The 12,050-nt window shown below is 70.0% G+C and carries 9 protein-coding genes; 1 reads left to right on the top strand and 8 read right to left on the bottom strand.

Annotation, left to right across the window (positions count from 1 at the left end; genetic code table 11):
- Window positions 1-6: 6 nt before the first annotated feature.
- The 8 genes from H4O22_RS09060 to H4O22_RS09025 all read right to left on the bottom strand — a co-directional run bounded on the left by H4O22_RS09060 (window position 7) and on the right by H4O22_RS09025 (window position 10,243).
- On the bottom strand, window positions 7-1,212 hold the full coding sequence (locus H4O22_RS09060; RefSeq protein WP_182527046.1) for an ABC transporter ATP-binding protein: 1,206 nt from the start codon (window positions 1,210-1,212) through the stop codon (window positions 7-9).
- A 68-nt stretch (window positions 1,213-1,280) separates the two neighbouring features.
- Complete coding sequence (locus tag H4O22_RS09055) at window positions 1,281-2,342, bottom strand: ABC transporter ATP-binding protein (protein ID WP_182526661.1); 1,062 nt, start codon at window positions 2,340-2,342, stop codon at window positions 1,281-1,283.
- Window positions 2,343-2,374: 32 nt separating this feature from the next.
- The gene (locus tag H4O22_RS09050) at window positions 2,375-3,382 is read right to left on the bottom strand and encodes an ABC transporter permease (protein ID WP_182526660.1); all 1,008 of its coding nucleotides are present in this window, start codon (window positions 3,380-3,382) and stop codon (window positions 2,375-2,377) included.
- Between the two features lie 123 nt (window positions 3,383-3,505).
- A complete protein-coding gene (locus H4O22_RS09045) occupies window positions 3,506-5,257 on the bottom strand; it encodes an ABC transporter substrate-binding protein (protein WP_182526659.1) in 1,752 nt (583 codons plus the stop codon).
- Between the two features lie 66 nt (window positions 5,258-5,323).
- On the bottom strand, window positions 5,324-6,349 hold the full coding sequence (locus H4O22_RS09040) for an ABC transporter permease (RefSeq protein WP_182526658.1): 1,026 nt from the start codon (window positions 6,347-6,349) through the stop codon (window positions 5,324-5,326).
- Window positions 6,350-6,487: 138 nt separating this feature from the next.
- Window positions 6,488-8,269 carry an aspartate--tRNA ligase gene (gene aspS, locus H4O22_RS09035; RefSeq protein ID WP_182526657.1) on the bottom strand — a complete coding sequence of 594 codons (1,782 nt, stop codon included), beginning with the start codon at window positions 8,267-8,269 and terminating at the stop codon, window positions 6,488-6,490.
- Window positions 8,266-9,528, bottom strand: coding sequence for a histidine--tRNA ligase (gene hisS / locus H4O22_RS09030; protein ID WP_182526656.1), 1,263 nt, complete (start codon window positions 9,526-9,528; stop codon window positions 8,266-8,268). Before hisS ends, aspS begins: the two co-directional genes overlap by 4 nt.
- A 4-nt stretch (window positions 9,529-9,532) precedes the next feature.
- Complete coding sequence (locus H4O22_RS09025) at window positions 9,533-10,243, bottom strand: MBL fold metallo-hydrolase (protein ID WP_182526655.1); 711 nt, start codon at window positions 10,241-10,243, stop codon at window positions 9,533-9,535.
- A 132-nt stretch (window positions 10,244-10,375) separates the two neighbouring features.
- Here H4O22_RS09025 and H4O22_RS09020 point away from each other — a divergent pair, with 132 nt between their 5' ends.
- Window positions 10,376-11,605: a DUF349 domain-containing protein gene (locus tag H4O22_RS09020; RefSeq protein WP_182526654.1), complete on the top strand. Its 1,230-nt coding sequence runs from the start codon at window positions 10,376-10,378 to the stop codon at window positions 11,603-11,605.
- Window positions 11,606-12,050: the final 445 nt, after the last annotated feature.

The raw sequence follows: 12,050 nt of genomic DNA, 5'->3' as shown, positions 1-12,050 counted from the left end.
CCCGGGTCAGCGGCCGGTGCCGGCGACGGTGCGGGTGTTCACGTCGAACCAGGTGTCGGCGTACCCGGACCCCTGGGTCAGGTCGGTGGTCGGCGAGGTGGACGCCGCACCGCTCGGGTTGCCCCGGTCGTCGACCCCCAGCAGCCCGGCGGTCACCGGGGTCTTCGGCGCCTTGCCCAGCTCGCTCGCGAAGTGGCAGGCGACCTTGTGGCGGGGGCCGATCTGCAGCAGCGGCGGCTCGACCTTGGCGCAGATGTCCTGGGCGAGGTGGCAGCGGGTGCGGAACCGGCAGCCGGACGGCGGGTTGACCGGGCTCGGGACGTCGCCCTGCAGGCGGATCCGGTCGCGCCGGCCGCCGATGGCCGCCTGCTTCACGTCGGGCACCGCGGAGAGCAGCGCCTGGGTGTAGGGGTGGTGGGGACGGTTGTAGAGGGTCTCCCGATCACCGATCTCGACGATCTTCCCGAGGTACATCACCGCGACCTCGGGGCAGAAGTGCCGGACCACCGCCAGGTCGTGGGCGATGAAGAGGAACGCAATCCCGAACTCCTTCTGGACGTCCTGGAGCAGGTTGATCACCTGCGCCTGGATCGAGACGTCCAGCGCCGAGACGGGCTCGTCGGCGACGAGCAGCTTCGGGTTCAGCGTGAGCGCCCGGGCGATGCCGATCCGCTGGCGCTGGCCGCCGGAGAACTCGTTCGGGTAGCGGTTGTAGTGCTCGGGGTTGAGGCCGACGACCTCGAACAGCTCCTGGACCCGCGAGATGATCTTGTCCTTCGGCACCACGTTGTGCACCGAGAGCGGCGCCCCGACGATCGAGCCGACGGTGTGCCGCGGGTTCAGCGAGGTGTAGGGGTCCTGGAAGATCATCTGCACGTTGCGGCGCACCGGCTTGAGCTCGCGCTTGGACATCTGCGCGATGTCCTGGCCCTCGAAGTGCATGCTGCCGCCGGTCGGCTTGTACAGCCGGGTGATCAGCCTGCCGGTCGTCGACTTGCCGCAGCCGGACTCGCCGACCAGGCCCAGGGACCCGCCCTCGGGCACCTGGAAGGAGATCCCGTCGACGGCCTGCACGTGGCCCACGGTCCGGCGCACCAGACCGGCGGACCGCACCGGGAAGTACATCCGCAGGTCCTCGACCTGCAGCACCGGCTTCGCGGTGGGGTCGAGCCTCGCGGCGGTGTGGCCCTGCTCGGCCTCCTGCTGGAACAGGTCCTCACCGACGGACGCGGCCGGCACGGCCGGCTCGGGGCTCGTCTCGGAGGTCGTGATCTTGTCGGTCACCGGGTCTCCTCGACCAGTTCGGGGGCGATCTCGGGCAGGACCTCCTGCACGTACACCGCCTCGGGGTCGGCGATGTGGCAGCGCTTGAGGTGGAGCTCCCCGGGCCGCACCGGCAGCAGCTCGGGCTGCATCGTGCGGCACAGGTCGCCGGGCACCTTGTCGCGGTGCACGCAACGCGGGTGGAACTTGCAGCCCGAGGGCGGGTTCAACAGGCTCGGCGGGTTGCCCGGGATCGGGATCAGCCGGGCGTCGGTGTCGGCCTGCACGTCGGGGACGCTGGAGAGCAGCCCCCAGGTGTAGGGCATCGAGGGCCTGGTCAGCAGCTGCTTGGTGGTGCCGTACTCGACCGCGCGGCCGGCGTACATCACCAGGACGTCGTCGGCGGTCTCGGCGATCACGCCCAGGTCGTGGGTAATGATGACGACCGCCGAGTTGAACTCCCGCTGGAGGTCCTGGAGCAGGTCCAGGATCTGCGCCTGCACGGTCACGTCCAGCGCGGTGGTGGGCTCGTCGGCGATCAGCAGGGACGGGTCGTTGATCAGGCCCATCGCGATCATCGCGCGCTGCCGCATGCCGCCGGAGAACTGGTGGGGGTAGTCGTCGACGCGGCCGTCGGGCTGCGGGATGCCGACCCGGTCGAGCATCTCGATCGCACGGCGTCGGGCGTCCCGCTTGGAGGCCTTGGGGTGGTGGACGAGGTAGGCCTCGGCGAGCTGGTCGCCGACCCGGTAGAACGGGTGCAGGGCGGCCAGCGCGTCCTGGAAGATCATCGCCACGCGGTTGCCGCGGAGCTTGCGCATCTCGGGCTCGCTGAGCCCGACGACCTCCTGGCCGCCGACCCGGATCGACCCTTCGATGGTCGACATCTTCGGGTCGTGCAGGCCGAGGATCGCCATGCTGGAGACGGACTTGCCGGAGCCCGACTCCCCCACGATGCCCAGGGTCTTCCCGAGCTCGAGGGTGTAGGAGACCCCGTTGACGGCACGGACGGGGCCGTCGGGCGTGGGGAACTCGACGGAGAGATCCTCGACGACGAGGAACGGGTCGCTGTCGGACACGGTGGTGCCTGACCTTTCGACGGAGGAGGGACTCACGACAGCCGCACCCGGGGGTCGAGGGCGCTGTAGACGATGTCGACGAGCAGGTTGCTGATGACCATGATGATGGCGCCGAACAACGCGGTGGCGGAGACCACCGGCAGGTCGAGCTGGTAGACCGCACGCAGGCCCCACAGGCCGATGCCCTGGATCTCGAAGATCCGCTCGGTGAACAGCGTCCCGGCGAGCAGGACGCCGAGGTCGATGCCGAAGATCGTCACGACCGGCACCAGGGCGCTGCGCAGGCCGTGCTTGTAGACGACGGTGTTCGCCGACAGACCCTTGGCCTTCGCGGTGCGGATGTAGTCCTCGCTCAGGGTCTCGACCATGGCGCCGCGGGTGTAGCGGGTGTACTGGGTGCACCCGAAGATGCCCAGGCACAGCCACGGGAGCAGCAGGCCGGTGAACCACTTGCCGGGGTTCTCCAGCAGCGGGGTGTAGCCGCTGGAGCCCAGGATCGGGACGTCCCAGATGAGCGTGAAGTAGAGCCACGCGAGCAGGGCGAAGAGGTAGTAGGGCACCGAGCTGACGAACAGGAAGCTGCTGACCAGGACCTTGTCGGCGGTGGTGCCGCGCCTGCGCGCGGCGGCGACCCCGATGGGGACGCCGAGGAGGAGGTAGAGGGCCGCGCCGCCGGCGGCCAGCGAGATGGTCGCAGGGAGCCGCTCGATGAGCTCGTCCCAGACCAGCCCGCGGGTGCGCTGGGAGATGCCGAGGCAGGGCGCGGTGCAGTCGATGGTGGTGTTGCCGATCTGGATCTCGCGCCCGACGAAGACGCCCTTCACGTAGGTGCCGTACTCGGAGACGATCGAGTTGTTGTAGCCGAGCTGCTCCTCATAGTTCGCCAACCGCTCGGCCGTGCAGCGGTTGCCGGTCTCCTGCAGGCAGATCGGCCGCGCGGGGCTCGACGGGCCGTACCAGAACAGGGCGAAGACCGCCATCGAGACGAGCACGATGACGACGACGCCAGCGAGGATTCTCTTGATGATGTAGGCGAACACGTCCAGCACCTCTCAGCGGCCACAGTGGCACGGGGGAATCAGGCTACGCGCAGGACGGATGGGGGCCGGGCGGACCCGGCCCCCATCCGACTGACTACGCGGTTGTGCTAGTCGGACGGCACGTCACTGGATGACGTAGAGGTCCTTGTAGTTGATCGCGCTCATGGCGGCGTCACCAGTGAAGCCACCGATCTTGGAGCCCGCACCGAAGAGGTCGTTGCGGTAGGCAACCGGGATGAGCGGGAAGAACTCGGTCCCGATCTGCTCGTCGAGGTCGCCCCAGGCACCCGGCTGCTCGTCGAGCGGCAGGGTGGCGATCTCCTCGATCCGGTCGTCGATCTCCTGCTCGGAGAAGTACGACGTGTTGTACGCCTGGCCGGTCTGGAGGAGCGGCGGGATCATCGTCGACGCCGAGGGCCAGTCCGAGCACCAGTTGGAGTTACGGAGGTTCAGCTTCTTGTTGATCGGGCTGTTCATGTCGTCGTAGAGGGCGTAGTAGTCCTCCTGGTACGGGATCATCTCGACGGTGAAGCCGCCCTGCTCGTAGCCCTTCTTCTCCTGCTCGGCAGACGCCTTGAGCACGGGGTCGGAGTCGTCGTAGATCATCGTCAGCTTGTAGCCCTCGGCGCCGGCCTCAGCGAGGAGCTCCTTGGACTTCTCGGGCTGGAAGGTGATCTGCTCGCCGTCCGGGAAGTACTCCTTGCGGCCCGACATGCCCGGAGGCATGATCGCGCTCGCCTCGATCCGGGTGACGCCGGGGATGTTGCCGCCGGCCAGCATGATGTTGTCGAAGTCGTACGCGTAGGCGATGGCCTTGCGGACGTTGATGTCGGTGATCTTGGTGTAGTCAGGGTTCTTGTAGCTCACGCACTGACCGGTCTGCTGGATGAAGCGGTCCCCGAGGACCTCCTCGAGCTTGCTGGCGTTGGTCGCGCCCAGCTTGTTCGAGATGATGGTCTGCGACTCGGCGCTGTCGCTGAGCAGGATCTGGTCGGCCTTCGCCTGGTCCTGGTCGAACTTGAAGATCAGCTTGTCGGCGTACTGGTGCCGGGCCGGGTCGCTGGCCGGGTCCCACTCGGGGTTCTTGGTCAGCGTCAGGCTCTCGTTGACCCGGAACTCGTCGATGACGTAGGGGCCGGTCGCGAGCGGGTCGCGGCCGTACGCCGGGAACTCGGAGTTCTCGAGCGGGACGGGGCCCATCGCCATGAAGGAGCCCCAGAAGTCCATGTCCGGGAACGGCTTGACCATCTTGATGGTGATGTCCTGGCCGTCGGTGGTGATGCCGGGGCAGTCGCCCGACTTCTCCGGACCGGCGTAGTCCTCACCGCAGTCGATGGTCCCGACCGAGTAGGCCTGGCCGGGGCCGGAGGTGAAGGTCTCGGTGTCGAACGAGCGCTCGATGCCGAACTTGACCTCCTCCGGGGTCACCGGGTCACCGGTCTCCCAGCGGACGTTGTCCTTGATCGTGAAGGTCCACTCGGTGAAGTCCTCGTTGGGGCGACCGAGGTCCGTGGCGATGTCGGGGACCAGCTCCATGTCACCGTCCGCGTTGCGGCGGTACTGGGTCAGGGAGCGGTTCGTGTACGCCTGCTGGATGGAGTTGCCCAGCACCGACCAGCCGTTCGTCGGGTCGAGGTCCTCGGGGCCCGGGTCGAGCGGAACCAGCACGGTGATCTCGCCACCGGCCGTGGCCCCTTCGACCTCCGGCGCCGGTCCTTCGGCGTCGGGGACCTTGCCGAAGCCGGATGCGGCTTGCTCGAACTTACGGTCGCTGGTCGGGTTGTCGCCGCCGTCGTCCCCGTCGCCACCACAGGCAGCGAGGGTCGAGACGAGGGCGACACACGCGACGGCTGCGAGCGACTTGCTTCGCTTCATCGTGTCTTGCCTTTCCTCTTCATCCGTGCCACGAACCCAAGCCCGCGACCACATTTCCGAACACCGTCAACGACGGGTCTTGGGGTCCACCGCGTCGCGAATGGCATCCCCGAGCAGGTTGAGGGCCACGACCAGCACCACGATGGCGATCAGTGGTTCCCAGAGAAAGAGCGGGTAGAGCTCGAAGTAGTTCACGGCCTGGCCGATGGTCTGCCCGAGGGACTCGCCCTGGGTGATCCCCACGCCGAGGAACGCCAGCGCCGCCTCGGCGGCGATGAACGCCGGGAGCATCAACGAGACCGCGACGACGATCGGCGCCGTCAGGTTGGGCAGCAGCTCGCGGAACATGATCCGCCGGGTCGGCATGCCGATCACCTCGGCGGAGAGGATGAACTCCCGCTCGCGCAGCGAGAGCACCTCGCCGCGCACCAGGCGCGCCACCGACATCCAGCCGAACCCGGCCAGGATCGCCACGAGCGAGATCAGCTGCATCTGTGAGTAGATCTCGGGCCGGAGCGCGAAGCGCTCGTTGAGGATCGGCGCCACGATCAAGGCGATCAGGATGTAGGGCAGCGTCAGGAAGAGATCGATGAAGAAGGAGATGATCTTGTCGACGACGCCGCCGAGGAACCCGGCGGTCAGCCCGAGGACCACGCCGATCAGCGAGGCGACGATCGTGGCCAGCACCGAGATCATCAAGGAGGTGCGCAGGCCGTAGAGCAGGACCGCGAGGTTGTCCTCCGCCGTCTGCGGCGCGATGCCCAACGGGTGGTCGGGGTCGAAGCCGCCGTTCGGCGGCCCCTCCCGCGGCATGCCGCCGTTGAGGAAGTCCAGGTCCCGGGCCGGGTTGCCCGGCCCCGTCTCGACGCCGAAGAGCTTCGCGATGCTGCCGGCGAAGATGCCGATCAGCACGAAGATGACCACGATGACCAGGCAGACCATCGCGACCTTGTCGCGACGCAGCCGCCCAGCGGCGATCTTCAGCGGGGACTGGCTCTTGACCGGCTCGCCGGTCTTCGGGTCCTCGGGTGCCTCAGGCGCCTCGTCGCTCAGGTGACCGAGCGTCTCGGCGGAAACCGGCGGCAGCGACATGCTCTTCCCATCTGGTGTTCGGTTAGTCGAAGAGCGGCGCATGATCCCGGCGCCGCCGGTGACTCTATGTGAACCTCGGGGTACCGGCGATCACCCGCGAGTAACGATCTGGTCTCGAAGGTCGAGACGTCTTGTCGATCAGGGCGACGTCGGGACGTTCTTCGCCACGGCGGCGTCGACCCCGGCCTCCTTGCGCTGCTGGGCCGTGATCGGCGCAGGAGCGGCCGTGAGCGGGTCGAACCCGCCGCCCGACTTCGGGAACGCGATGACGTCGCGGATCGACTCCGCCCCGGCGAGGATCGCCGCGATCCGGTCCATGCCGATCGCGATGCCGCCGTGCGGCGGCGCGCCGTACTGGAGCGCGTCGAGCAGGAACCCGAACTTCTCCTGGGCCTCCTCCTCGGAGATGCCCATGACCGCGAAGACCCGCTTCTGGACGTCCTCGCGGTGGATCCGGATGGAGCCGCCGCCGAGCTCGCTGCCGTTGCAGACGATGTCGTAGGCGTAGGCCAGCGCGGTGCCGGGGTCGGTGTCGAAGGTGTCGAGGAACTCCGGCTTGGGGCTGGTGAACGCGTGGTGGACGGCCGTCCACGACCCGGCGCCGACCGCCACGTCGCCGCTGGCGACCGCCTCGGAGCTCGGCTCGAACAGCGGCGCGTCCACGACCCAGGTGAACGCGAACGCGCTCTCGTCGATCAGCCCGCCGCGGCGGCCGATCTCCAGGCGCGCGGCCCCCAGCAGGGCGCGGCTGGACTTGGTGGCGCCGGCGCCGAAGAAGATGCAGTCCCCCGGCTGGGCCCCGACGTGCGCGGCCAGGCCGGCCTTCTCCTCGTCGGTGATGTTCTTGGCGACCGGGCCGCTGAGCGTGCCGTCCTCACCGACCAGCACGTAGGCCAGTCCCTTGGCACCGCGCTGCTTGGCCCACTCCTGCCACGCGTCGAGCTTCTTGCGCGGCTGGCTGGCGCCCCCGGGCATCACGACCGCGCCGACGTACTCGGCCTGGAAGACCCGGAACGGGGTGTTCTTGAAGTAGTCGGTGCACTCGACGAGCTCGAGGCCCATCCGCAGGTCCGGCTTGTCGGAGCCGAAGCGCGCCATCGCCTCGGCGTAGGTCATCCGCGGGATCGGGCGGGGGATCTCGACGTCGATCAGGCGCCACATCGCCGCGAGGACCTCCTCCATCAGCTCGATGACGTCCTCCTGCTCGACGAAGCTCATCTCGATGTCGAGCTGGGTGAACTCCGGCTGGCGGTCGGCGCGGAAGTCCTCGTCGCGGTAGCAGCGGGCGATCTGGTAGTAGCGCTCCATGCCGGCCACCATCAGCAGCTGCTTGAACAGCTGCGGGCTCTGCGGCAGGGCGTACCAGCTGCCCGGGTGCAGGCGGGCGGGCACCAGGAAGTCGCGGGCGCCCTCGGGGGTGGAGCGGGTGAGGGTGGGCGTCTCGATCTCGACGAACTCGCGGCTCTCGAGCACGTCCCGGGCGGCCTTGTTGATCTTGCTGCGCAGGCGCAGGGCGTGGTTGGGGCCGCTGCGGCGCAGGTCGAGGTAGCGGTACTTCAGGCGCGCCTCCTCGCCGACGTCCACGTGGTCGCTGATGGGGAACGGCAGCGGGGCCGCGGCGCTGAGCACCTCGACGTCGGAGGCGACCACCTCGTAGGCGCCGGTGGCCAGGTTGGGGTTGACGTTGCCCTCGGTGCGCTCGACGACCTCGCCGGTCACCTTCAGGCAGAACTCGTTGCGCAGCGGGTGCGCCACCTCCGGGTCGCGGATCACCACCTGGACCACGCCCGACGCGTCGCGCAGGTCGATGAAGGCGACGCCGCCGTGGTCGCGACGGTTGGCCACCCACCCGGCGAGGGTGACGGTCGAGCCGACGTGCGCAGGCAGCGTGAGGGCGCCGGCGTCATGGGTGCGGATCACGGGAGGAGCTCCTTGACGTGGGTGGTGAGCTGGTCGAGCGGGACCGGCGTCTGGTCGCCGGTCGCGAGGTCCTTGAGCTGGGCGACGCCCTGCTCGAGGTCGCGCTCCCCCAGGACGACGACGTACGCCGCCCCGGAGCGGTCGGCGGACTTCATCGCGCCCTTGAGGCCGCGACCGCCGTAGCTGAGGTCGGTGCGCACGCCGGCGCGGCGCAGCTCGGTGGCGAGCAGCGCGGCGCGGGCCTTCGCGGCGCCGAGCGGGACGACGTACACGTCGAGGAGGCGCTCGGGGCCGACCTGCAGGCCCTCGGCGCGGCAGGCCAGGAAGGTGCGGTCCAGGCCGAGCCCGAACCCGATGCCGGAGAGCTCCTGGCCGCCGAGCTGCGCCATCAGGCCGTCGTACCGTCCGCCACCGCCGATGCCGGACTGGGCGCCCAGGCCGTCGTGGACGAACTCGAAGGTGGTGCGGGTGTAGTAGTCCAGGCCGCGCACCAGCCGCGGGTTGAGGACGTACGCCGTCCCGTTGGCGTCCAGCGAGGAGCGCACCTCGCCGAAGTGGTCGGCGCACTCGGCGCACAGGTGGTCGAGCATCAGCGGCGCGCCGGCGAGCTGCGCCTGCACCTCGGGGCGCTTGTCGTCGAGGACGCGCAGCGGGTTCTGGACGGCGCGGGCGCGGGTGGCCTCGTCGAGGTCCAGCCCGGCGAGGTACGCCGTCAGCCGCTCGCGGTAGGCGGGCCGGCACTCGGCGCAGCCGAGGCTGGTCAGCTCGGTGCGGTAGCCGGTGAGGCCGAGCGCGCGGTAGCCGTCGTCGGCGATCGTGATCACCTCGGCGTCGAGCACCGGGTCCTCGGAGCCGATCGCCTCGATGCCGAGCTGCTGGAGCTGGCGGTAGCGGCCGTGCTGGGGGCGCTCGGCGCGGAAGAACTGGCCGGCGTACCAGAGCTTGACGGGGAGCGGGCCGCGGTCGAGGCGGTGCTCGATGACGCTGCGCATCACGCCGGCGGTGCCCTCGGGGCGCAGGGTCAGCGACCGGCCACCGCGGTCCTCGAAGGTGTACATCTCCTTGCTCACGACGTCGGTGGACTCACCGACGCCGCGGACGTAGAGGGAGGTGTCCTCGAAGACGGGCAGCTCGACGTACCCGTAGCCGGCGTTGACCGCCGGCGTGCGGAGCGCGTCGGCGACCGCGAGCCAGGCCGCGGAGTCGGGCGGGAGGTACTCCGGCACGCCCTTGGGTGCCGCGAGGGTGGTGTCGCTCATCTGCTCAGAGACCTCGGGTCACTCGGCCCGCGTCGCCCCGGTCGAGCAGGTCGAGCAGGTAGGGGTTGGTGGCGCGCTCGCGGCCGATGGACGTCTGCTCGCCGTGCCCGGGCAGCACCACGACGTCGTCGGCCAGCGGCAGCACCTTGGTGGTCAGGCTGCGCAGCATCGTGGGGTGGTCGCCGCCGGGCAGGTCGGTGCGGCCGATGGAGCCCGCGAACAGCAGGTCGCCGGAGAACATCACCTCGCTGACCTCCGCGTCGGCGTACGGCGTGCGGAACGTGACCGAGCCCTGGGTGTGGCCGGGGGTGTGGTCGACGACGAAGGTCAGCCCCGCCAGCTCGATCTCCTGCTGGTCGCTCAGCTCGCGCACGTCGTCGGGCTCGGCCCACGAGTAGTCGCCGCCGAGCAGCATCTGCGTGGTCTCGCGGGACATGCCGGCCATCGGGTCGGAGAGCAGGTGCCGGTCGGAGGGGTGGATCCACGCGGTCGCGTCGTACGTGCCGGCGACCGGGGCGACGCACCACATGTGGTCGATGTGCCCGTGGGTGACCAGGACGGCCACCGGCTTCAGGCCGTACTCGGTGACGACCTGGTCGACGCCCTCGGCGGCGTCCTTGCCGGGGTCGACCACCACGCACTCGGCACCGGCGCCGGTGGCGACGACGTAGCAGTTGGTGCCCCACGGACCTGCGGGGAAGCCGGCGATCAACACCTGGTCACAGTACCGAGGCGCCTGACGGCGTGTCGCACCGGTTCCGCGCGGCAACGCGCACCCGCTCGTGGGGGGCGTGACTAGAGTGGGCGCCTCCACCTGTCCGCCGTACAGCGCGAGCGAGGACCAGCAGTGACGAGCCATGAGTGGGGCCGCGTCGACGACGACGGCACCGTCTACGTGAAGACCGCCGACGGCGAACGCTCCGTGGGGCAGTACCCCGAAGGCACTCCCGAGGAGGCGCTCTCCTTCTTCACCGAGCGGTACGCCGCCCTCGCCTTCGAGGTCGAGCTCCTCGAGAAGCGGGTCACCTCGGGCGTGCTGTCGCCCGAGGAGGCCGTCGAGTCAGTGCGCACCGTCCGCGCCCAGGTGGTCGACGCCAACGCCGTCGGCGACCTCGCCTCCCTCGCGGGGCGGCTCGACGCGCTCGGGCCGGTGATCGCCAGCCAGCGCGAGGCCCGGCGCGAGGAGCGGGCCCAGCGCAACGCCGAGGCCAAGACCGCCAAGGAGGGGATCGTCGCGCAGGCCGAGGCGGTCGCCGAGGGGTCGGACTGGCGCAACGGCGCCAACCGGCTGCGCGACCTGCTCGAGCAGTGGAAGGCGCTCCCCCGCATCGACCGGTCCTCCGACGACGCCCTGTGGCGCCGGTTCTCGACCGCGCGGACGGCGTACACCCGGCACCGCAAGGCGCACTTCGCCGAGCTCAACGAGAAGCGCGAGGGTGCCCGCGCCGTCAAGGAGCGGCTCGCCACCGAGGCGGAGTCGCTGGCCGGCTCCACCGACTGGGGGGTGACCGCCGGGCGCTACCGCGACCTGATGCGCGACTGGAAGGCCGCGGGGCCTGCCCCCAAGGACGTCGACGACGCGCTGTGGAAGCGGTTCCGGGGCGCGCAGGACGCGTTCTTCGGCGCCCGCGACGCGGCCAACGCCGCGATGGACGAGGAGTTCAGCGCGAACGCCGAGGTCAAGGAGGCGCTGCTCGTCGAGGCCGAGGCGCTGCTGCCCATCGGCGACGTCGACGCCGCCAAGCGGACGTTCCGCGACATCGCCGACCGCTGGGACGCCGCCGGCAAGGTCCCCCGCGACCGGATGAAGGACCTCGAGGCCCGGATCCGCAAGGTCGAGCAGGCGATCCGCGCGGTCGAGGACGAGGCCTGGAAGAAGTCCGACCCCGAGAAGTCCGCCCGCGCCGAGGACATGGTCAGCAAGCTCGAGGACGCGATCGCGAAGGTCGAGGCCGACCTCGAGAAGGCGCGGGCCGCCGGCAACGAGAAGAAGATCCGCGAGCTGGAGGAGAACCTCGCCTCCCGCCAGCAGTTCCTCGAGATGGCCAAGCGCGCATCGGCGGACTTCTCGGGCTGACTCGGGTCGCTCGCACCGGTGGTTGAGCAGCGAAGGCGCCCCAGCGCCTGAGCGTGTCGAAACCCGGTGAGCCGAGAAGCTCGCCGAGCACCGTCAGCGGTCGGCTACCGGGGCCTCGACACGCTCAGGACTCCGTCCTTCGCTGCTCGACCACCGGACACAAGCGCCGACTCGACGTACGCCCCGGACACAAGCGCCGCTTCGCCGTACGACGCCGCCCCGCCACCGGTGGTTGAGCAGCGAAGGCGCCCCAGCGCCTGAGCGTGTCGAAACCCGGTGAGCCAAGAGGTCTCCCCTATCACCGCCAGCGGTCGGCTACCGGGGCCTCGACACGCTCAGGACTCCGTCCTTCGCTGCTCGACCACCGAACACAAGCGCCGACTCGACGTACGACGCCGCCCCGCCACCGGTGGTTGAGCAGCGAAGGCGCCCTGGCGCCGGAGCG

Source organism: Nocardioides dongkuii (assembly GCF_014127485.1).
Lineage (GTDB): Bacteria > Actinomycetota > Actinomycetes > Propionibacteriales > Nocardioidaceae > Nocardioides > Nocardioides dongkuii.
The sequence above is the reverse complement of the archived record's forward strand: the minus strand, read 5'-3'. Positions and strand labels throughout refer to the sequence as shown.